Annotated in this window: 17 protein-coding genes and 1 tRNA gene; 16 read left to right on the plus strand and 2 right to left on the minus strand. The window is 56.2% G+C overall.

All coding sequences use genetic code 11. The annotated features are described in order from the left end of the window. Positions 1–4 precede the first annotated feature (4 nt). The 4 genes from NOR97_RS18410 to NOR97_RS18425 are packed head-to-tail and all read left to right on the plus strand — an operon-like array spanning position 5 to position 4,887. The gene (locus NOR97_RS18410) at positions 5–1,030 is read left to right on the plus strand and encodes an ABC transporter substrate-binding protein (RefSeq protein ID WP_257600964.1); all 1,026 of its coding nucleotides are present in this window, start codon (positions 5–7) and stop codon (positions 1,028–1,030) included. Further along, positions 1,031–3,247 (plus strand): iron ABC transporter permease, encoded by a 2,217-nt coding sequence (locus NOR97_RS18415; RefSeq protein WP_257600965.1) that lies wholly within the window; start codon positions 1,031–1,033, stop codon positions 3,245–3,247. Next, a complete protein-coding gene (locus NOR97_RS18420) occupies positions 3,244–4,314 on the plus strand; it encodes an ABC transporter ATP-binding protein (RefSeq protein WP_257600966.1) in 1,071 nt (356 codons plus the stop codon). Before NOR97_RS18415 ends, NOR97_RS18420 begins: the two co-directional genes overlap by 4 nt. Beyond that, entirely contained in the window at positions 4,315–4,887 is a 573-nt protein-coding gene (locus NOR97_RS18425) for a histidine phosphatase family protein (RefSeq protein ID WP_257600967.1), read from the plus strand. On the opposite strand, the gene NOR97_RS18430 is transcribed toward NOR97_RS18425, so the two are convergent. Both NOR97_RS18430 and NOR97_RS18435 read right to left on the minus strand, forming a co-directional pair. Then, the gene (locus NOR97_RS18430) at positions 4,884–5,675 is read right to left on the minus strand and encodes an inositol monophosphatase family protein (RefSeq protein WP_257600968.1); all 792 of its coding nucleotides are present in this window, start codon (positions 5,673–5,675) and stop codon (positions 4,884–4,886) included. The genes NOR97_RS18425 and NOR97_RS18430 overlap by 4 nt on opposite strands. A 317-nt stretch (positions 5,676–5,992) precedes the next feature. Further along, positions 5,993–6,077 (minus strand) — tRNA-Leu (locus NOR97_RS18435). A gap of 731 nt (positions 6,078–6,808) precedes the next feature. Here NOR97_RS18435 and NOR97_RS18440 point away from each other — a divergent pair. The 12 genes from NOR97_RS18440 to NOR97_RS18495 all read left to right on the plus strand — a co-directional run bounded on the left by NOR97_RS18440 (position 6,809) and on the right by NOR97_RS18495 (position 22,837). Beyond that, positions 6,809–7,330: a hypothetical protein gene (locus NOR97_RS18440; RefSeq protein WP_254439997.1), complete on the plus strand. Its 522-nt coding sequence runs from the start codon at positions 6,809–6,811 to the stop codon at positions 7,328–7,330. A gap of 2 nt (positions 7,331–7,332) precedes the next feature. Continuing rightward, on the plus strand, positions 7,333–9,345 hold the full coding sequence (locus NOR97_RS18445; RefSeq protein ID WP_257600969.1) for a dynamin family protein: 2,013 nt from the start codon (positions 7,333–7,335) through the stop codon (positions 9,343–9,345). Between the two features lie 8 nt (positions 9,346–9,353). After that, entirely contained in the window at positions 9,354–11,105 is a 1,752-nt protein-coding gene (locus NOR97_RS18450) for a dynamin family protein (RefSeq protein ID WP_257600971.1), read from the plus strand. An 82-nt stretch (positions 11,106–11,187) separates the two neighbouring features. Then, entirely contained in the window at positions 11,188–11,559 is a 372-nt protein-coding gene (locus tag NOR97_RS18455; RefSeq protein WP_257600972.1) for a hypothetical protein, read from the plus strand. A 23-nt stretch (positions 11,560–11,582) separates the two neighbouring features. Then, the gene (locus NOR97_RS18460) at positions 11,583–12,455 is read left to right on the plus strand and encodes a hypothetical protein (protein WP_257600973.1); all 873 of its coding nucleotides are present in this window, start codon (positions 11,583–11,585) and stop codon (positions 12,453–12,455) included. 68 nt (positions 12,456–12,523) lie between these two features. Beyond that, positions 12,524–14,566 (plus strand): dynamin family protein, encoded by a 2,043-nt coding sequence (locus NOR97_RS18465; RefSeq protein ID WP_257600974.1) that lies wholly within the window; start codon positions 12,524–12,526, stop codon positions 14,564–14,566. After that, a complete protein-coding gene (locus NOR97_RS18470) occupies positions 14,563–15,849 on the plus strand; it encodes a dynamin family protein (RefSeq protein ID WP_257600975.1) in 1,287 nt (428 codons plus the stop codon). The genes NOR97_RS18465 and NOR97_RS18470 overlap by 4 nt, the downstream gene beginning before the upstream one ends. A gap of 341 nt (positions 15,850–16,190) precedes the next feature. Continuing rightward, positions 16,191–18,371, plus strand: a complete 2,181-nt coding sequence (locus tag NOR97_RS18475; protein ID WP_257600976.1) for a serine/threonine-protein kinase — start codon at positions 16,191–16,193, stop codon at positions 18,369–18,371. Positions 18,372–18,572: 201 nt separating this feature from the next. Further along, positions 18,573–19,613 (plus strand): FHA domain-containing protein, encoded by a 1,041-nt coding sequence (locus NOR97_RS18480; RefSeq protein WP_257600977.1) that lies wholly within the window; start codon positions 18,573–18,575, stop codon positions 19,611–19,613. Between the two features lie 3 nt (positions 19,614–19,616). Next, positions 19,617–20,399 (plus strand): PP2C family serine/threonine-protein phosphatase, encoded by a 783-nt coding sequence (locus NOR97_RS18485; protein WP_257600978.1) that lies wholly within the window; start codon positions 19,617–19,619, stop codon positions 20,397–20,399. 135 nt (positions 20,400–20,534) lie between these two features. Continuing rightward, complete coding sequence (locus tag NOR97_RS18490) at positions 20,535–21,683, plus strand: ABC transporter substrate-binding protein (RefSeq protein ID WP_257600979.1); 1,149 nt, start codon at positions 20,535–20,537, stop codon at positions 21,681–21,683. Between the two features lie 44 nt (positions 21,684–21,727). Next, on the plus strand, positions 21,728–22,837 hold the full coding sequence (locus tag NOR97_RS18495; protein ID WP_170345356.1) for a LysM peptidoglycan-binding domain-containing protein: 1,110 nt from the start codon (positions 21,728–21,730) through the stop codon (positions 22,835–22,837). Positions 22,838–23,088: the final 251 nt, after the last annotated feature.

The raw sequence follows: 23,088 nt of genomic DNA on the forward strand, positions 1-23,088 counted from the left end.
AAAAATGAGGAAATTGATATCCACCACGGTTGGATCGGTGATCGCCCTGGCTGCGTCACTGTCGGCGGCACAGGCCGATAAACTGACACTTTACTGTTCGGCGCAAGAAGATTGGTGCCAACTGATGGCGCGCAGCTTTGAAGATGCCACGGGCATCGACGTCAACATGACGCGGAAGTCGTCAGGTGAAACTTTTGCACAAATACGCGCCGAAAGCTCGAACCCGAAAGGGGACGTTTGGTGGGGCGGTACGGGTGATCCGCATTTGCAGGCCGCCGAAGAGGGCCTGACGATGGAATACATTTCGCCGATGCGCGACCAGCTTCATGATTGGGCGATATCCCAGGCAGAAAGCGCGGGCAACAGAACGATCGGCATCTATTCGGGCGCACTCGGCTACGGCTACAATTCCGATCTTATCGCTGCCAACAACCTGCCCGAACCGGCCTGCTGGAAAGACCTGCTGAAGCCCGAATACAAGGGCCACGTTCAGATGGCGAACCCGAACTCATCGGGTACGGCCTATACCACGCTGGCGTCGATGGTGCAGATCTTCGGCGAGGATGAAGGTTTTGAGTTCATGAAAGGTCTGCATTCGAACATCAACCAATATACCAAGTCCGGGTCCGCGCCGATCAAGGCCGCCGGTCGGGGTGAGAACACCATTGGTATCGTCTTCATGCATGACGCCGTGAAGCAGGCCGTTTCAGGATTCCCGATTAAGGTCGTCGCGCCATGCGAGGGCACGGGATACGAAATCGGCTCGATGTCGATTATCAAAGGGGCGCGCAACGAAGAAGAGGCGAAAAAGTTCTATGACTGGGCGCTGTCTCCAGAAGCTCAGAACCTTGCTCTTCAGGTCAACGCGTTTCAGGTACCGTCGAACAAGAACGCAAAAACTTCGGAGAGCGCGCCAGACATGAGCCAGATCAAGCTGATTGATTATGACTTCAAAAAGTATGGTTCCTCAGACGAACGGAAGCGCCTGTTGCAGAAATGGGACGAAGAGGTTTCGACTCTGCCGCAGTAAATGACTGACCGGGCTTCAAAAACGACCCATCCGGTCCTGATCTTCTGGATCACGGCCGGGTGGGTCGGATTCTGCCTGTTGCCTTGGTATATGGTCGACGGCGGCCTTTGGTCGTTCGAGTGGCTTTTGGACGGCTACCCATTCGATGAGGATTACGCGCCCGCTGCATTTTTGATCGGGCAGGGCGAAAAACTTTGGCTCGCGCCGCTCCTGATCGCACTGGCCCTGCCGCTTCTGGTGTTGAAGCGCACCAAATCTGATCCAGTTTACGCCCGCATACTGATCCTGTCAGGGGCGCTTGGCTTTGGCTGGCTGATCGCTCAGGGGTTCAGCATTGGCATCAGAGGTTTCAACTTCAATTGGTTGGAGGCGATGTTTGGCGAACTGGGCGACCGTCAGTTCGGCATGGGCTATGGCGCGATGATATGCGCCTCAAGCTTTCTGTTCCTGCTGACTCAGGGGATCGCGGCAAGGGGTGCCATTAACGGTGACGTCTTTGCCGTAAGCGCCATCGGCGGCGTGATTACAATCGTTACCGCGTTTGTCTTTTTCCCCATCGCCAAGATGCTTTTCGCTGCCTTCATCACCGAAGACGGCGCGTATTCCATCGCGGTTTTCTTCTCGAAGTTTTTCGATGATCGACTGTGGGGCCTGGGGTGTTTTCATGGTGCCCGATGCGGTGCGGCCTGGAACTCACTTTTCCTTGCCATCCTCGTTGGCTTCATCACAACGATCCTCGGCCTATGTTTCGCGTTGGTCGTGACGCGTTCGGGTTTCCGCTACAAGCGCGCGTTGCGCGCTCTGACCGTTCTGCCAATAATCACCCCGCCATTCGTGATCGGCCTGGCGCTGATCCTGCTTTTTGGCCTGTCCGGGTCCGTCACCCGGTTCTTTGCCGAACTGTTCGGCACGCAGCCGACACGCTGGCTGTATGGAATGCCGGGCATCCTGATCGCGCAGACACTCGCGTTTACGCCAATTGCCTTTCTTGTTCTGATCGGTGTGGTTGAAGGTGTCTCTCCGTCGATGGAAGAAGCGGCGCAAACGCTCCGCGCCAACAGATGGCAGACATTCAAAACGGTTTCCTTGCCCCTGATGCGGCCTGGTCTTGCGAACGCATTTCTTCTGGGTTTCATCGAAAGTATGGCCGATTTCGGAAATCCGCTTGTATTGGGCGGGAATTTCGACGTGCTTTCGACCGAGATATTCTTTGCCATCGTCGGCGCTCAGTACGATCAGGGCAGGGCCGCGGTTCTGGCCATGGTGCTGCTGTTCTTTACTCTTTCCGCCTTTTACGCGCAGCGTGTCTGGCTGGGGAAGAAAAGCTATACAACCGTCACCGGCAAAGGGGATGCCGGCGTTCATCCACTGATGCCCACTGGCCTTTCTGTTCCGGTACTGCTCATCGCTCTGGGCTGGGCGCTGTTCACGATTGTTGTCTACGCGATGATCATTTACGGCAGTGTTGTCGAGCTGTGGGGCGTCGATAACTCGCTGACGATCAAACACTACATCACTGCATTCTCGGTCCGCTTCGAAGACGAGGGAATTCGCTGGACCGGAGCCGCTTGGGACAGTTTCTGGACCACCATAACCATCGCGGCCATTGCTGCCCCATTGACTGCCGCCGTTGGTCTGGTGACCGCTTACCTGCTGACAAGACAAAGTTTTGCAGGCAAGAACGCTTTCGAATTTGGAACAATGCTGTCCTTCGCCATCCCCGGGACAGTGATCGGCGTCAGCTACATCCTGGCCTTCAACGTTCCGCCAATTGAAATCACGGGTACGGGTGTCATTCTCGTTGTCAGCTTCATCTTCCGCAACATGCCGGTTGGCGTTCGTGCGGGGATCGCGAGCATGTCGCAGCTTGACCACAGCCTGGATGAATCCTCGCTGACCCTTGGTGCAAACTCGTGGCAGACGTTCCGAAACATCATTCTGCCGCTGTTGCGCCCTGCGATACTTGCTGCGCTTGTTTACAGCTTTGTGCGCGCCATGACGGCGATCTCGGCCGTCATCTTTCTGGTCAGTGCAGAATATGACATGGCGACCAGCTACATCATCGGTCGGGTCGAGAACAACGACTATGGCCTTGCGATCGCCTATTCGACGACGCTGATCTTCGTGATGCTCGCGGCGGTCGGCTTTTTGCAACTTCTCGTCGGTCGGGTCCAGATTGGTCGGCGCACGCAGCACGGAACGGAGACATCGCCATGACCGACACCAAAATCGGTTCCAAGGCTGCCCCAGTACGCTTTGAGAACGTGTCGAAAGTGTTCGGCAAGGATGTCGTCGCCGTCGACAACATCGACCTGCACGTCGAGGCAGGAAAACTCGTCACACTGCTTGGCCCGTCAGGCTGTGGGAAAACAACGACTCTGCGCATGATTGCCGGGTTGGAAATGGCGAGCTCGGGCAAGATCCTGATCGGTGATCGGGACGTGACCAAATTGCCTGCCACCGACCGTGACGTATCCATGGTGTTCCAGTCATACGCGCTTTTCCCTCACATGAGCGTGCTGGAAAACGTGATGTACGGCCTCACTTTCTCGGGCTTTGCAAAGGATGAAGCCCGCAGCCGCGCTCTGAACGGGCTGGAACTGGTTGGTCTTCAGGGGTTCGACAACCGTCTTCCCTCTGAACTGTCAGGGGGTCAACAACAGCGTGTTGCAGTCGCCCGCGCGCTGGTTCTTGAGCCGCAGGTTCTGCTGTTCGACGAGCCGCTGTCCAATCTTGATGCCAAGCTTCGCCGTCAGGTGCGAGAGGATATTCGGGCTATCCAGCAAGATCTTGGTTTGACCGTTGTCTACGTGACCCACGATCAGGAGGAGGCACTGGCGGTCTCGGATGAGATTGTTGTCATGCGCAACGCAGCAATCGCCCAAATGGGCACACCACGCCAGCTTTATGATGCCCCAAACGACCGATTTGTTGCGGATTTCATAGGCGAGGCAAACCTTTTGGAATGCCAAATCGTCGATATCAATGGCGACGCGGCAACGATAGAAATAGAAGGCTATCGTCACACGCTACCACGTCGCGGATTGTCCGAAGGACCCGCGACCATTGCCGTGCGACCCTCTCGTCTGGTCATCGGCTCAGACCAAGGCATCCCAGCCACGGTGGCCAAGGCGACCTATGTTGGCGTTCGGATGGAATACACGCTGACCGGTGAATTCGGTCAGGTTTTTGCCGTTCACGATGACGTCGATGCGCCGCTTGATCCCGGCACCGAGATCAAAATGGGCTTTGCTGACAAAGGCCCCGTTCTTTTGCCGGATTAAATGCCGAAACTCATTATCATCTCGCACCCCGAGGTCGCAATCGATCCGGCCGTCCCGATAACCGAATGGGGCTTGAACGCTGTGGGCCACAAACGCGCTACTGAATTTGCATCCGGTGAAGTCTTGTCCAACGTGACGCAGATATGGACCAGTGGCGAGCGGAAGGCCCGCGAAACAGCTGAGATTCTTGCTGCACCACGAGCGCTACCCGTGAATTGCAACTTGAGTCTTGGTGAGAACGACCGCAGCGCAACCGGTTACTTGCCTCGGGACGATTTCGAGGCCGCGGCCGATGCTTTCTTTGCTCAGCCGGATAGGAGCTATCGTGGTTGGGAAACAGCTGTCGAGGCGCAGAGACGCATTCATCGAACAGTATCAGAGATAATCCAGTCGCATGATGCCGGGGATCTTGCAATCGTGACCCATGGGGCAGTGGGCACATTGCTTTGGTGCGCACTCTCGGATTGTTCGATAGACCGCACGTACGACCAACCCTCACAAGGCCATTTCTGGCAGGCTGATCTGGCGACTCTCAAACCTGATTCATGTTGGGTCGCCTGGCATAGGCGCTAAGCGTTCCAAGCGTTCTCTGCGATCTCACGCAACGTCTCGAATACATCTGGCGTGCCTGCGATCACGCGCCCGCCGTCTCGGATCATCGCATCCGCGTTCTGATCCTCGACAACGCCACCCGCTTCTGAGACCAGCAATTGCCCAGCCAGGCAATCCCAAGCATTCATGTGCTCCTCGACGTAACCCAGAAGGCGCCCGGCCGCGACGTAAGCCAACGAAAGCGCTCCGCTGGCGTTTCTGTGAAACATCGCCCCGTGTTCGATCAGATCCTCGATCACAGGTAAAACATGACGGCTTTCAATCCGGTTCGAATACCCTACGGCTACAGTTCCGTCGCGCAACGCCACTCCTGATGCGACGCGTATCGGTGATCCGTTGAGTGTCGCTGTTTCCCCGCGCGTTGCGACAAATGTTTCATCCATGTTCGGATCATGGATCACACCAATCTCCGTTTGGCCGTTGGTGACACCAGCCAGAACAATGGTCCATGCTGGAATACCGTTCACGAAATTCGTGGTTCCATCGATTGGATCAATAACCCAGTCAAAGCCACTCTCTCCCGTTGCCGCGCCATGTTCTTCACCGTAAACGCCATCTTTGGGCCAAGCCTCCGCGATCCTTTGACGAATGAAAGTCTCGACGTTCCTGTCTGCCTCGCTAACCCAGTCCTGAGCGCCTTTTTGATCAACGACAAGATTGACCCGATCTGCAAAGAGCTTTTTGGCCATTACCCCGGCCTGCCGGCAGACTTCGGTGGCAAAATCTCTGCGTTCTGAAAGTCGAGACATAAGTGCTCCTTTTTCGGTTGGAGAGTTGCCAGCAACATTTTCTGGCGTATCCGATCTCTTCCGCGCCCAGAGTGCTGGGGCAGGGCATTCTGCTGATCAACTATGCTCCAGTAAGATACACTACGCCGGTTTCCAGGTTGCGAAAAGGCTCACTGGTATTCCGTTTGACGTAGACTTGAAGCGCTTGAACCGTCGAAGCATTCAAAAAGCGAAAAAATCTCAAGGTGTTGAATTCAACGGGGGACGAGTCTCAATAATTCGATCCCGCTATTTTTTGCATCTAAAATACGCATAATGATGATTATGGTAATTTTATTTGGTGCGGGTGGAGGGACTTGAACCCCCACGCCTTGCGGCGCCAGAACCTAAATCTGGTGCGTCTACCAATTTCGCCACACCCGCATCCAAGCGCATTAGCGCTGAATTGAAGCGGTCAATAACAAAGCTTGCATCGGAGTGCGAGAGGGAAAATTCGAGGAGTTTAAAGTTTGTGACTTGCCAAGCTGTCTGGTCGAAAACTGCAACCTGTTTTCGACCTTATTGATACCGCAAGCAACAAAACGGCCGCGAAACCAGAGGCGTCTGACCCCCCCTGCAACTGGATTGCAAGCAGTTGTATGACGTTGCTTTTCCGCTTTTGAGTCACAGGTTGACGCTCGGCACAGTTAAGCCGGTCAAAAACGCGCTAACGTTGAATAAACGCCAGAACTACAGGTCGAAACTTGTGCCGCCAAAAATGGTGGAGAATCAGAGTTCAACGGACCAGAGTTGGTGCAGTCTGATCCGGAAAACCGTCGCAGACTGTGATGCTGGATCTGCCCGGGCACATGGCTCCATCCGCCAGATTCGGTGCTTTCAGAAAAGCCGCACAACGTAAATATCTGTTTTTATTTGAAAGTATGAAGCCAACAGGCTTTCAACCCTCAATTCATTCGAGTGGACCTGAAAAGACATCAGCTTTGCCCATTTGCCTGTGCCGATTATGCCTGCATACAAGCTTGCCAGACGTTTCACTGTCTGTTCTGCCGCTTTGAAATACTCGCGTCGGTTGAGGCATTCTTATGCGAGGTCGACCACATTGCCGCCATAATTCAACCGCTAAAAAATCTTATTCGCGCCAAAATAACACCGCCTTGAAGGTACTTGTTGTTTATCAGGAGTTAATGAGTCTTTTTGCCACTTTGGCGCCGGTACGAGTATTTTTGCTCAACTCCAATACAAGGCTTTCTGCTGTGACCGATTTGAATCCCTCCGCTGCCGCCGAGCAAGAAGCCGTCTTCTTCGCTCGTGAGAGTTTCCTTGGTGAGCTCAAGACTCTGAATCGCGACCATCCGACCACAGGCTTTGGCATTTCCCTTCGAACGCATTCGGGTGAACATTATCTGCTTGCGAACGCCCGCATGCCGTTACCCGCCGCAAAATCCGAAGGTTTCCCGACCGGGCGCCGCGTTGCATGCCTCGAGAACGGCGACCGCTTCAGCTCGATCGAAGTACTGGCCGATTCCAAATCGTACGAGACCATTTCACCCCGGGCCGAAGCCGAAATACTGGGCAATGCATTGGACCTGATCGCGCGAATCGACACTCTGACAAGCGTTCCGGCGGGGCGTGTTGCACACGAACCCCAAATTGCTGCAACGGGAACCGGAGGTTAAGTATGGCGCGCAACGATCACCTTTTGTCTGTAGGCAACGAAGCACTGGCACCGATGACGGCGACCATGGCTTCACTGACGGCTCAGATTGATCAACTGACTGAGGTGGCTGATGCGCGCTCCTCGGCACGGCTGGCGACCCTCAAGACCCGGATGGAAAATTTTACCGCCAGCGTCACGATGGTGGGCCAGGTCAAGGCCGGAAAATCCTCGATCGTCAATATTCTTGCCGGGCGCCCTGGCCTGCTTCCGTCAGACGTCAACCCGTGGACGTCGGTGGTTACGACCCTGAACATCAACACGCGCCCGCCCGGTGATACAAGGGCCAAGTTCACGTTTTTCGAGCAGGAAGAATGGGACAACCTGATGGTCGGCGGCGGTCGTCTTGGTGAATTGGCCAATCGCGCCGGCGCAGATGACGAGATGGAAGACATCCGCCGTCAGATCGGTGAAATGAAGGCCAAGTCAGAGGAACGTCTTGGCAAGCATTTCGACCTGATCCTGGGCCAAAGTCATCAGTATGATCATTTCGATGAGGAACTGATTCAGCGCTATGTCTGCCTGGGCGATGAAGATGATCCCGATATTGATCCAAAAACGGGCCGGTTTGCCGATGTTACCAAATCAGCCGAACTGTATATGGACATTCCGCAATACCCCATCGCGCTAAAACTGTGCGACACACCCGGTGTGAACGATACGTTCATGGTGCGCGAACAAATCACGCTGCGCAGCCTGCGCGGATCTGAAGTCTGCGTTGTGGTGTTGGCGGCAAGTCAGGCCCTGACGACGATGGACATGGCCCTGATGCGCATTATCGCGCAGTTCGAGAACCGGCAGATCATCCTGTTCGTCAACCGGATCGACGAACTTTCCGATCCTGTGAACCAGGTGCCAGAGATCCGTGACCGCATTCAGGACACGCTGAAACAGAACAATATCGACACCAATACCAGCGTCGTTTTTGGCAGCGCGTTGTGGGCCGAAGCGGCGTTGACCGGGAACCCGGATATTCTGACAGAAGAGTCGCGCCAGGCTTTGAATACGTTCTACCTGGCGGCCGGTTTCGGTGATCAGGCGGCCTCGCTCGACAAAATCTGGGCGCTTTCCGGTCTGCCCGATCTGCTGCTGGCCATGAATGAGCGCATTGCGGAAGGTGCCGGAGCGCGCCTGATGGACCGCGTCCGCCATCGGGCCCGTAACATTGCCAGTCAGATCCGCGCGACTGCGGTTGCCAAGAATCTGTCGGAAGGCGAAGGCCTTGCACGGGATCTTGACGGTGTGTCGCCCGAAGAAGCGATAAACACGGTGTCAGCTGAATACGAAAAGAAAGCAGCCGAGTTGACAAATGCGTTGCGCGGCAAAGTGTTGGAGCGTCTGAAGTCAGCCGAGGACAATTTCGTCAAACGCGCGACGGACTCTCTGATCGCGCATCTTGAAAAAAATGGCGAACAAGGCACGTGGCAATACGATCCCGCAGGTTTGCGGACGTTGCAAAAGGCTGCCTATTTCAGTTTTGCCCGCGCCATGCGAAAAGACGCCGGGGCGTTGTATGCAACCGCCGCTGCGGATGTTGAGGCGCTTTATCACAAAATACTTGGCAACCATCTGGGCGAATTCAGCATCGAAGCACCCATTGTTCCCCGTGTTCCGCCACCTCTGGGTATCGGCCGGACGATTGCACTGGACTTGCAAAGCACTTGGTGGCGACGTTGGTGGCAACGCCGAAAGGGGTTTGAGGCATACGCGGCGGATTACACGCGGCTGATCGCGTCCGAGGCAAATTCGATCACCAAGGATATCGAGGAAAACCAGATTGCAGCGGTGCTGGAAAACGTCCGTGCGATTCTTACGGATTTCCTGCGTGAGCAGAAGGAAACCCTGCTGAGCATCTCGTCTGCTGCCGACAAGAATCCGGGTCAGACTGCGGCAGCGATGGCGGGTTTGCAGCCTCAGAAATCCAAGGACGAGATTCTGGGCGACATACTGAAAGATCTAAGCAACGAAGCGGCATAAGTAGAAAAATGGCAAAAGATACACAAACACGCTTTGTTTCACCGAAGGCATGGGAACGCATCGAGCAGTGGTCCCGCCGCAAGCCGGTTTTCGCCCTGATGGGCGAATTCAGCGCCGGGAAGTCCACGTTGATGAACTTTTTGCTGCGGACGCAGACCTTGCCGACGCAGGTGACGGCAACCCAGTTGCCACCGGTTTGGTTTAGCTGGGGCAATCAGGCGCCCTATATCAAACGTCATGATGGAAGTATCGAACTGATCGAGCTGGATCAGCTTGAAACCGTTGGTGTCAATGACGCACAGTTCATCCGTATCTATCTTGAGGCCGATATTCTGGAAGCAGTGGACCTGATCGACACGCCCGGCATTTCGGATCCCAAGATCTCGACGGATGTATGGCAACGTGCGGTGGGTCAGGCAAACGGCGTCTTGTGGTGTACCCACGCGACGCAAGCCTGGCGCGAAACCGAACGCGCGACATGGGTTTCCCTGCCCGAACGGTTGCAGCACAATTCTTTGCTTCTGGTGACGCGGGCAGATGCCCTGAGCCTCAAAGACCGCCAAAAAGTACTGCGCCGCGTTAACCGCGAGGCGGGTCACCTGTTCAATCGGTCCATTCTGTTCTCGGCTCGCGACGCGATCACTGCCCGGGACAAGACAGGCGATGCCGAGATGTGGTCACGCAGCGGCGGAGGCAAGATGATCGACAGCTTCCTGGAGATCACGGAACAGATTATGGACAACCGCGCCGACCAGCTGGCTCGGTACCAGATCGACAAGAGCCAGGCCGACGCACCCAAAGTCAAACCTTTGCGCCCTGCCCGTTCATCAAACGAGCCGACAGCCAAAGACGAAGCCACACCCTTGAGGTTGGTAAACCCGCTTGAGGCCGCCGGGCAGTCGAACGCTGAAGGCGAAACAGTTGTTACCAGCTTCCCGGTACGGCCTGCCCGGGTCGAGCGGCGCTCGGATGAGGCCGAGCGGGTTCGGATCGATGCGGAAGAGGCTGAACGGCTGCGCGCAGAGATGACGTCAGAGCCGGTACCGTTGCCCGTTGAACCCGACACAAGCGATGATCTGCGTTCCTTGTTCAAGGACACGTCGAACGATCCGCTGGAATTGACGAATGTCGCGGGCCTTGAGGATGACGAAGACGAATTCGAGCTGTCCGTTGACGCCGATCTGGAAGACTCATTGGATGATGCCCCGAGCGCCCTGGAGGATGCTGAAATCAGCCCCGCGCCTCTTGCGGCTGTTGACGAGTCCGATGATGTGCTCGCCTCGCTGAACACTTCGATGCAAGAGACCTCGATCGTGCCGGATGGGGAAGACGAGGAATCCAAGCAGGCCGATTTGGCGGAAGATCGCGGCATAGAGGTTTCCGTATCCTCGATTACGGCATTGATGGCCGCGCAAACCGGCAACAATGCGGATGACTATGAGCCGGAACCCGAAACCAGCGGTTTGATTGAAGCTGCCACTACCGAACAGGTTGATGCAGTTGAAAGAAGCGTTGCCTCGCTGGGTGGCTTACCCGAAGTTGCGGTTGGATCGCCCCTCAGCGCGTCGGATATGTGGCAGGAGGTTTCGAGAAATGAAGACCTGCCGCAGGATGCAGAAGGGCTGAAGAACGTATTCAAGGCTTTTCTGGCCGAGTTCGATCAGATCGCCATAGAACACAACGAAAAGCAGACCAAAGAGGCACTTCGAGCCATTCCGAAAGCCAAAGAAAACAGCGGCGCTGAATGGCATGTATTGTAAGGGCGCCCGAATCGAAGTAGCGAGAAACTAATAAATGAAAACAATGGCTTAGATGTCTATTCAAACCGCACTGAACTCCGCCATGGAAACGATACCCGACTGTATTGCAGCCGGGTATATCGACATGGAGACAGGGATGCTTTTGGGCAGTTCTGTTTCTGATCCTGACTGCGCGGATTCGTTGGATGTTTTGGCGGTGGCTGTGGCGAATCTGTTTCAGGGGCAAGGGGTTGCAGCCTTTGAAGCGCTCTTGCGTCAGGCTGGCAGTGCGGACGAAGAAAACGCTGGTTTCGGGGAAGTCGCCGTTTTTTCCAAGGATAGGCTGAACATCTTTTTGCGGACCAAGGAATATCCTGATCATGTGGTCTGCTACATCTGTCGCAACAGTGCGAATGTCGGACTGGCGCTTACCAAATCACATCTCAGTCTGGGGCCGGTCGCGGCTGCGGTTTGAACGGGACCAGAGGGGGTCACGGCATGATGGACACGGACATTCTCGACCTGCTTGAAGACATCAGGCGGACCTCGGTCGCACGGCTGTCTCCGACCGTAAGGATCGCAGGGGAAACCGCGGCCGCGCGCCGGTCTGCGGTATTGCGGGCAATCCGCGGCACAGTATTGCCACGCCGGTTGGAATTCACCGCCGCAAACGGGGATTGTCTGGCAATCGAGGTGAACAGCTCTCGGATCACGGATGTCTTCAAGGTACCGGCAGGTGAGGTTCCGGACTTTGAAACGGAACCACGCGCCGAACTGATCGAGAAGCTGGCTGGATTGGTGTCGGAGATCTCGGCCTCGCCTGCCCCGCTTGAGTTGACGTCGGGCAGGCCGGACACAGCGCTTGAAGTGGATGAGGTAGGTATCACCTTCAGCGAAATCGAGAACGCCTGCGCCGCCATCGAGCTTCCGTCCGAACCGATTGTATCCGTCGTCCCGAGCGCTGAGAAACCTGTTGATGACTTTCCGCCCGCCGAGGCAACTCCTGATGCAGCGGAAACACTTCCACAACGTTTTTTTGAAGCGTCGAGCCGCTTCGCCTCGGGGCGTGTGTTCGTGGACAGGTCGGACGAAGCCGCACCGCTTTTGGAAGGCGTATGCAAGCCATCTGAGCCGATGTATCCCGACCAGGAAACGCTGGCCCGTTTTGTGGCTGATCTTGCCGGCTGGGATGGTGATTCTCAGCATGAGAGTGAAGACCCGCAACTGATTGTCATGCGGCCATCGGGCGGGAAAGGGGCCGGTCTGGCCGTTTTGAGTGACGGTGGTCAGATCGCGGTCGCCATCCACGAAGCCCGCAAACTGGGGGCGGTCGTCAATCTGTGGACCTCTTTGCAGGAGGCAGAGAAATGATTGCCTCCGTTGAATTCAAATTTTCGACTACTTCAATCTGTTTTTTATTGTAGCCAGGGTAATGAGTAATGAGTGAAACACATCGCCGCGAACTTATTCGCATAGCAGAAGAAATGAACGGGATCAGCAACGATGAAACGCGCCAGTTCATTTCCCGCATCATTGGTGATCTTAGCAATCTGAAACCGTCAATTGCGTTTGTCGGGCAAATCAAGGCTGGCAAGTCGCGTCTGATCAACGGCTTCACCGGTCAGGCAGAGTATTTGCCTTCGGATGTCAACCCGTGGACAACTGTTATCACCGATATGCATTTCGGGCACCCGTCCGGCAGGACGCAAGGTGCCGAATTCCATTTCTTCGACAATTACCAATGGCAATCGCTGATCGCCGAAGGTGAAGAACTGCGCAACATGTTTCCCGATGACGAGGACAGTTACAAGCGCGAGATGATCGAGGAACAGGTCGAGGCCATGAAGGTCCGGGCGCGTCGGCGTCTGGGTGACAGCTATGAGCAGCTGCTGGGCCAACAGCACGATCTGGACGAACTGACGTCAGATGACCTGGCCAGATATGTCTGTGCCGGGGATGATCCGTCCGAGGACGGGGCTTTGGATCCGGGCAGTGATCGCGGGCTTTACAGCGACATCACCCGCAAGGCCGAGGTCTATTTTGAATTGGGCCATTTTCCGTTTCCACTGACGGTTACTGACACGCCCGGCGTGAATGACCCTCTGCTGATCCGCGAAGAAATTTCACGACAGTATCTGAAGGAATCCGATTTCTTTGTGGTGGTTCTGTCCGCGCATCAGGCATTGTCGCGCGCGGATCTGAAACTGTTCCGGTTGATGCAAGCGCTGGAACTTGGGCAGATCGTCGTGTTTATCAACCGAGTGGATGAACTGGGCGGCGGCGCCGAAGACGCTGCCAAGGTTCGTCTGGACGTATTGGACGGGTTGGAAAAGGCGCTCGGCAACTCGAACATCGATGTCCTGATGGGCAGCGCGCAATGGGCGCACTATGCTTTGACCGGTGATGAAACAGGGGTGAACCACGACCACGTTCTGGCATGGCTGCGCGCCCACCCGGAACAGATGCAGCAATACCTCAAGGGTGTGGCCGAGATCAAACAAGGCCCCGGACCGATCAGCCGCGAAGCGGTTCTGCGCTTTGCCGCAATGATCGCGTCCGGCCTGCCCGATCTGCGCCGTCATGTCACCCAGGCTTTGACGGACGGACCGATCAACGAACAGTTGCGAATGGCCTGGCAACATCTCGACAGCTTCGCGCGCGGAGAGCTTGAGCGCTCTCAGGTTCGTTTGCGGGCGCTTCAAGATGAAGACGGCTTGGATGTTCGAAATGCCGATGAAAGCGACAAGACACTTGGCGACCTGCGCAAGCTGATTGCTGAAAAAACGCAGGAGATCACGCGTGACATGGATGATGTCCTGTCGAATCTGCGCGGGGTCATGGATGACACTGTCTCGGAATCGGTGGCTATCGTTGTGCGCGGGCCGGACGGCCAGTCGCCTCTGCTGGCAAAAGGTGGAGAGACCGAGCTCAATTTTACACCATTGCGCGAACGTATGCGTGAACTGGTACAGGGGGCATCGCAAGTTGTTCGGCAGCGCATGCTCAGCGAGCTTTACGCGATCGACATGCATTGCAATGCCGCCTTGCGGGCATTGCCGGGATGGCAAGAGCCGGTCGACAATCGCATGAACACCAGTGCTGTACGTTGGTTCCGGCCGGACACCACCGCCCTGACCCGTGGCATTACCGTTGAATTGCGTGTAAACTGGTTGTCGCGTCTGATCTCGCGCAATAGCGTTGTGGCGCGCGCCGAACGAATGATCGTGCAGGAGTTCGAGCTGATCGGGGATGACCTGATCGACACGACTCGCGACGATCTGTTGGAACGGCTGAACACGGTTCTGGACCACTATATGGCCCTTCTGGCCGGTCATCTTGAACACCGTTCCAACTCAGGAGAACTGAACGCCCAGGCGGAGGCGCAAGGTGCATTCGACAGGGCGCGTCGCATTGCAGCCGAGCTGGAGACGGTTTTTGGAACACCCGATGCGGATGAAAGACAAGCAAAGGCTGCGGAATGATTGAGTTTCCCGGAACTGAAAAGGAAGTACGCCAACTGGAGCGCTTCCTGACTGCAACTGAAAACCTGACGCCGGACGCGGCGTTGGAGGATATGCGCGCGCGGGCTCTGTCCCACGCCGAACGTCTGTCAAATGCGGTCAATATCGGTTTCGCCGGGGAATTCGGCGCAGGCAAGTCAAGTCTGGCGAACATGCTGGCTGGCGCGGACATTCTGCCAACCGGCCCGCAGCATCTGAAATTGCCTCTGGTGATCGTCGCCTACGCGGAAGCGCCTGAAACGACTGTCGGTTGGTGGAACAGGGAGCCAAAGACCTATTCAGGCATAGTGCTGGAAAAAGCCGCCCAGGAAGAGCCAGATTTCATATCGGTCGGTATCAATACACCGGCTCTCAAGGAAATATCGCTGTTTGATCTTCCGGGCTCGGGTGCTCTCGATGATACCTACAAGCCGACTTTGGATCTGCTGAAATTCGTCGATTGTGCCATCTGGTGCACAAATGGAACCAATGCCTGGCGCGAGACCGAGCGCCACTTGTGGTCTCAGGTACCCCCCGAACTGAGGGCCAACAGCCTGCTGGCCGTTACACATGCCGATCTGCCACCGGTTCAGGGTGCCCTGGACCGCGTCCTTGCGCGCCTGAACAAGGAAAAGGAAGGAATGTTCCGCGCTGTTGTCCCAATTGGTACGCCGGTTGCGGTGCGTGCCATGGCGCAGGAGCCCGAGCCCGACTTTGCGCTTTGGGAAACCTGCGGCGGACAGAACCTTGCGGAACACGTGCTGGAAGCGGCCTCTGACCGGCGTCGCGGCGATCTCGAGGCTGCGCGGAAAGATTTGCAGCAGGACTTCCTGCCTTATCTTGAGGCGCTGAAGGGCGCAGAGCCAGAGCCTGTTTCGAATGATACCGCATCGATGCAGTCAACGCTGGAGACTGCCCTGCCCCCGTTGAACAATCCCATTCTCGAGGACTGGCTGGCCGCAATAGCAAGCATCTATGAAGATTTACGCGAAACATCCGACATTGAACCGGCAACGTTTCTGAACAGCTGTCAAGAGATCGTCGAAGATTTTGCGGAACGGCTGGAACAAGGTGGCGAAATCGACCCCGAAGCTGATTGGATTCCCGCAGAATTTGAAAAGGCGACAGATTTGCTTTTGTTGCTGCAATTCGAAAGCGGAGACGCGCCGTTGAAGGACGCAATCAGCATTTTGGCGCAGCTGGGCGACAACCTTGCCTGGGCTGGTAGCACGGTTGCGGTGGCACAGCCGAAGACCGGCACCTGACGTCTTCCCGTCAAGATTGAGCTGCATTGCAGCGATTCGAAGGGCCGAGGAATCGGCCCTTTATTGTTTCGAATTCGTGGACCAACACGCTTGATTTGGGGTTTCAGTTTTCAATTAATCCATATCGCAGATCTATATGTAGTGGCCGCAACCCATCTGTGAACAATATCTGCCATCTCACGGAAAACGATCCATAGTGAAGCCATCAGGCGGCCCCAATAAAGTCAAATTTGAAACGTCTAACCGTTCTCAAGTGTCCTGCGGTTGTTTTTGGTTGTGAGTTCGTGGGCTGTCGGCCCGGTTTTTCTAAGCCGCAAAATGAATAGAACGGGCGGATTGAAATGAGCCACAACCAGGCTGTCGGTGCGACGCACGACGAACCAAAAATTGAGGGATTGCAGCCAGGCGCAAAGCTGTTGCGCGGGCAGTATGAAATTCTCCGCTATCTCAGCAACGGTGGATTTGGGATCACTTACCTGGCGCGCGACAGCCTGGAGCGCGACGTCGTGATCAAAGAGTGCTTCCCCGGAGCGCTGTGCCGACGCAACGGTGATCTGGTTGAGCCCAATGATCCATCCTACAAGGACGACCTGCGCTCGATCATTGACCTCTTTATTCAGGAGGCGCGCAATCATGCGCGCCTGGTACATCCCAATATCGTGGACGTACACCAGGTGTTCGAAGACAACGACACCGCCTATATCGCAATGGACCTGATCCGTGGGTGCGACCTGCTGGATTACGTGGAAAACCCGGAAAATGACGGCGGCCCGGATTTCATCGTTCAGGTCACCGAAAAAATGCTGTCCGCGGTATCTTTCATTCACCAGAGCGGCATGTTGCATCGGGACATTTCGCCGGACAACATTCTGATTGATGAAAACGGAGACCCCGTCCTGATTGATTTTGGCGCCGCACGTGAGCAAGCGGCGAACAAGTCGGCAGCATTGTTGACCCTGCGCGTCATCAAGGATGGATATTCTCCGCACGAATTCTATGTCCGGGGCGCGGATCAAGGGCCCAGCAGCGATCTCTATGTTCTGGCCGCCACGCTTTATCACGCGATCAGCGGTGAACGCCCCATCGACGGCCAGAGCCGCCTGAACGCTTTCAACAACGGGCAGGATGACCCCTACACGCCACTGACCGGTCGGTTCGAAGGATACCCAGACGGGTTCCTTGAGGCGATTGACAAGGCGATGGAAGTTCACGCCACGGATCGTCTTCAATCCGCATTGGATTGGTTGCGCATGTTCCGCGGCCCCGGTGTCATGTTTGACACTTTCGCTTATCGTCCCGTGTCCGTGATTGTCGGCATGGATCGCAAAGACAAAGAGGCAGAAAAGGCTCGGATCAAGGCCGAAAGCGAAAACGCCGAAGCCGTAGTTACGGCCCTGCTGGCCGGAAACTCGGACATCGTTCTTGGCAACGAAGACAAAAAAGATGGCGATCTGTCCAAGATTTCAAAGAAAGAGGAAACCCCGGTCGCTGTCGATACAGTGGTTCAGAGCGGGTCCGGCGGCAGCGGCAAGTTGATTGCAGGCGCGGCTGTTGTTGCAGTTGCTTTGGCCGCGGGCGGTTTCTTTGTGATGTCCGGCGACAAGACAGAAGACCAGGCAGAATCACCGGTCACGCAGCCCACGGCAGACGTACAATCCGCTGAGGCAGAGTCACCCGCTACCGATCCTTCTGTCACGGAGGCCACCGAACCCGAAGTGGCCGTCGCCCCCGAACCCAAACCGGAAGAGCCTGTCGAGCAGGCACAACCAGTACCTGCGGAGCTAGCTGCCACAGAAACAGCCTCCGCAGACACTGAACGTTCCGAGGTTCCGTCACAGTCGGAAGAAGCGACTGAAATTGCAGCAGTGTCTGAGATTGAGACACCTGCGACTGATGCAATTGCCAACGCCGGTGTTCCGGCGGAACAGCAGGTGGCGTTTGCGCATTGGGATGTCGATATCCCCTTCCAGACATCCCGCCGCCGCGGCTCGACCGGAGCCACGATTGCAGTTACGGGGGTGGACGCCGATCAGGACATGAGCGTGATCGGCGATTGGGTGCAGCGTGGCGCTGTCATCTATACCCTGAATGGCCGCCCGGTCCGTCAGGATGTTTCTTTTGCGGCGCAGGTTCTGGATAACCTGAAAGTCGACACCGATGGGTACACAAGGGTTGCAGCCCGCTATCGCCCGCTGGGTCAGACCCGGGCGCAAAACGGCTTGTTGGCCCTTCCCGCCATACGATCCGTTGGCTTGGAAAATGGTTACACCTTTACCGTCAGCGCCGATGGCGACGCCGGATGGCAAACAAGGGTGAACGCAGTTCCGGCTGAAGCGGCAGGAAACCTACAAAAAGGCGATGTCCTGCTGAATGAAAGCCTTTCCGGCATTACATTTGACGGCTCGGAAAGCCTTGATGAGATGCTGGCCGCACTCGTTTCAAGCGAGCAGTCTGAGGCAAAACTGACAGTGTTGCGCAATGGGGCCGAGACGGCCGCCACCATGCAGCTTGCACAGGAGTAATCTGACCGGTTCGAAAGTGATCTGCCAGTGTGTGTTTGCTGAGGGTGGCATCCAGCTTTGCCACCCTGGCGGGAACCGGCCCGCCGCAGAATGTACCAGTTCCCATGGGTATCCATTGAGTGGCTCTGCGCTGACGTGCAGGGAACAGTAGCAGCTTACGACGCGGATTGTCTGCGTCACCAACTTGAAGGTGTCGACACCATGTTCAAATACAAAAGCCCTCTGAGCCGGCTTCTCGAAGGTGCCGGCAAATCCAAAGAAGAAGGCGTTGCCGAGAACACGGCTGCGGTAGATGCCGCAGAAAGCGAAGAAGTAAAGCAGGAACCCATTGCGGATTTCAACGCCCTGCGCGCCGCATTGGCCGGTGGAAACATGACATCCGAATCCTATGAGGAAACGGATGAGCTGATCCCCGAAGAAAAGATGCCCGAGTTCGACGAGGCCGAGCCGGAGGCAGTGACCGAACCCGAGGAGTCGATCTTTGCCGAGGACAGTTCGGAGGAGGAAGACACGCCGGAAGAAGAAGACGCTCTGAAAAACGTTCTGGCGGAAGAGCCTGTCGAAGAACCGGTTGAGGTCGAGCAGGTTGTCACCCTGCATGTGACGGAAACACCCGCTGAAACACCGCCAGAGGAAACAACGGCCGAGGTCGTGTCCGAACCTGCCGAACCGGAAGTCGTCGAGGTTGAAGTCGCGGAAGCTGCGGTTGCGGAAGCGAAGCAGGTCGAAGACACGGCTGAACCTGTGATTGAACAGGTTGCACCAGCCCCAGCCCCGGTCGAGGATCGCCGCTCACGGGTCAAGACGACATTTCTTGGATTTGAGCGCGCCGATACGCATGTTCAGGACCTGATCGAATCCTCCGAACCCCTGGCAAAAGCAGAAGCGACACAAGCGACGTTCCCGGTGGGTTGGCTGGTGGTAACAGCAGGTCCGGGACGGGGTTCAAGCATTACGCTGACCGAAGGCCTGATGCAAATCGGGCGCAACGATGACCAGGCCATTCAGTTGGATTTCGGCGATACCGGCATTTCGCGCTCGAACCATGCCGTGATCGCCTACGACCCCGAGGACCGGAAGTGCTATCTGGGCCATGGCGGCAAGGCCAATCTCGTTCGTCTGAACGGCAAACCCGTTCTCAGCACCGTGGCCCTGTCCAGCGGAGACCTGATCCGCATCAGCGAAACCTCGATCCGGTTCATGGCCTTCTGTGATGACGGTTTTGATTGGCGGGATTCCTGATTGATGCTGGCAACTCCGGCATATGATGTTGCGCTGATCCTGAACCAGGGTCAGCGGGAAACGCAGGAAGACGCGATTGCGGCCCGCATGTTTGATGCGTCGGACGCGGGTTATGTTGTGATTGCAGACGGCATGGGTGGCCATGAAGCGGGCGAAATAGCGTCGGAAATGGTAGTGGCCGCATGGCGCGACGCGCTGGACGCAGAACTTGAGGCAGAAACCCTCAACGAAGGATCCGCGATGGATGCGCTTCCTTTGGCCGCCATGCAAGCCAATGCCGCGATCGCCAACTACACCGAGGCCCGGGGCCAGGGGTTCAACATGGGATCAACCATGCTGGGCGTCCTTCTTCTGGGGCGGCGTGTGTTCTGGATTTCAATCGGCGACAGCCCTCTTTACCTGTTCCGAGATGGAACGTTGACGCAGGTCAACGAAGACCACTCGATGGCACCCGTGATTGCTTCGAAATTGGCTTCGGGCAAGATTACTGAAGCGGAAGCCCGGGAAATGGACCGCAATCAATTGACGTCCGTGGTCATGGGCGGGGCCATTCCCAAAGTGGATTGCCCGGAAGATCCTTTGATCGTGTCGCCTGCCGATGTCCTGATCCTTGGAAGTGATGGGTTGCAGTACATCAGCGACGCCGAAATTCAGGACATTCTGCGGGATCACCAACAGGGGCTGGCACAAGACATTGCCGAAGCATTGCTGAGGGCCGTGCAGGCCAAGGGTGACCCTGATCAGGACAATCTTTCTATCGCAGTGGCGAAACTTACAAGAACCTAAACAGGCAAAGCAACAGGACCCATGAAAAAGCACTTACTCATATCAAGCCTTGCCCTTGCTGCCGCCACGGGCGCGGCATCTGCGCAAGAAGCATGTTCAAGTTATGAAATTCAACGCGGCGATAGCTTACGGGAATTGGCAATCGAAGTGTATGCGACCGAAGACTTTCGCATCATTTTCGACGCGAACCGGGATGTTATCGGTGCCAACCCCAATATCATCCGCGTCGGCGACGTTCTGGAACTGCCATGTCTGGAAGATGTCGGGCGGGCTCCGGCGCTGGCTGACACCGAGGCAGAGCGGCTGGCTGCCGAAATGGCGGCAGAGCTGGTAAAAGCCGCAGAAGAGCGCGCCAAGAAAGCCGTGGCCGAAGCGGAAGCCCGCGTTGCCGCAGCGGAAGCCGAGGCAAAGAAGGCGAGTGAAGAGGCCGTCGTTGCAGCGCGGGCTGCTGCCAAGGAAGAGATCGAAGCCGCCCGTGCGGAAGCTGCCGCTTTGATCCGGAATGCCGGAACGGGTGAACGGCCCGAAATCCGGGACCGGCAATTGCTGTTGATCACTGGCGGGAACTACGCTCCGTTCACCGATGAATCTCTGCCCAACAGGGGGCTCTATACCCATCTGGTTGAGACAGCGATGTTTCGTGCCGCTCCCGAACAGGCCTACAAGATTCAGTTCGTGAATGACTGGTCATCCCATCTGGACCTGTTGATGCCGACACTTGCATTTGACGCCACCTTCCCCTGGTCGCGCCCCAATTGCGAAGAGGCCGTTGCACTGTCGGAAGATGATCGCAACCGGTGCGAGACCTACAATTTCTCAAACCCGTTCTACGAGGTTGTGGATACGTTCTTCGCCCGGGAAGGTTCCGGCTATGAACAGACGCTGACCTATGCCGATTTTGCCGGTGCAACGATCTGCCGGCCGGAGGGTTGGTCCTTGTCACACATGGACGCGGTCAGCCTGTACGAACCGGTCATCAAACTTCTGCGTCCGACGTCTCCGGATGATTGCTTTCACGCTCTGATGGATGGCACCGCAGATATCGTCGCCATCGAGGCACATCTGGCAGCCGAGGCAATAGATCGGCTTGGGTACAAGCACCGGATTATCGAAAACCCCAACCTAGCGGCCATCAAGTCGCTTAACGTCATGACCCACAAAGATAATCCTGATGGGGAAGCGATCCTCGAGACGCTGAATCAGGGTCTGGCAATCATGCAGCAATCGGGCGAATGGCGCGACATCGTGTCAACCGCCCTGCGTCATCAAATGGAAAATGGATAAGGCCCCTATCTGGCCTCACAAACTATAGTCTGGAGGAAGTGGACATGTTTAACGAGAAGATAAAGAAGGTAGCGCTTTCAGCAACCGCGATCACCGCTCTGAGTGCGGGCGCCGTTGCGGCGCAGGAAGCTTGTACCAACTACACCGTCCAGGACGGTGACACCATGGCGACCATTGCAATCGCAGCGTACGGCACGTCGAACTATCAGCCGATCTTCAACGCGAACCGGAACGAAATCACCAACCCCAACGCTCTGGAGCCAGGTCTTGTTCTGGCCCTTCCCTGTGAGGACGGTAGCCTGCCCAATGGTCAGAGCGCGCAGGAAATCATCGCAGCTGAAGAACAACGTGCGGCCAGTGTCAAACGATCGAGCGTCTACCAGCCACCGATCAAGCTGGTAACCGGCAATGGCTGGGCACCTTTCGCCGATGAATCGTTGAACGGTGGCGGAGCAATCACGCGTCTGGGCACCACGGCTTTGCAGCGCGGCGGCAACGCGCGGGACTATTCCGTAAGCTTCGTGGATGATTGGAACTCGCACCTGGAAACTCTTCTGCCTCTTGGCGCCTTTGACGTGTCCATGGCGTGGAACATGCCGGATTGCACCAACCGCACTTACGAATGGTCCTGGGAAACCGAAGTGCGCTGTACCCAATTCGATTCATCTGTTCCGGTCTACGACATTGTCGTCGGTTTCTACACCATTCCGGAAAGCCCGTATGCGAGCGCGACAACCTTTGAAGAACTGAAGGGCGCCACCATCTGCCGTATGGATGGCTGGTTCATCCACGATCTGGAACAGGAAGGTCTGCACAACGGTGAAACCATGACGCTAATGCAGCCGATCACCGCACGCGAATGCCTTGACGCGGTTCTGACCGGCACCGCAGATGTTGCAACCTTTGAAGTTCAGTTGTTCTCGGACACAATGGTTGAAATGGGCCTGAACCAGAACGACCTGGTTGAGAACCCATACGTGACCTCGCTGTCTTCGCTGCGCTTTATCAGCCACCGCAGCAATCCGTTCGGGAAGCAATACCTGGCGATGCTGAACAAAGGCCTGAACGAGATGCGTGAAACCGGGGAATGGTATGCGATCGTCTCTGACACGCTGCGCGAGCACAACGAAAAACTGATGGCAGCTTCGAACTGATCCCTCGGTTCAGCTGAAACTTTGGGGCCGGTTCTTCAATCGGCCCCTTTTTTGTCAGCGTCAAACACGAGGTTTTTCAGAATGACAAATTTTGGCCTCTTATCTGCTTCATAACAGCCTCAAATGCGCAGCACCTTCTAACCCCAAGCACGATCATCATTCAATTGATGCCAATGAAAGAGCGTGATTTGCATATGATACAGGGCGCCTTCGATATTCAGAAAAACTCTCCGTCGTCCGCGACAAGATCG

Origin of the sequence: Ruegeria sp. YS9 (genome assembly GCF_024628725.1) — a bacterium.
GTDB lineage: Bacteria > Pseudomonadota > Alphaproteobacteria > Rhodobacterales > Rhodobacteraceae > Ruegeria > Ruegeria atlantica_C.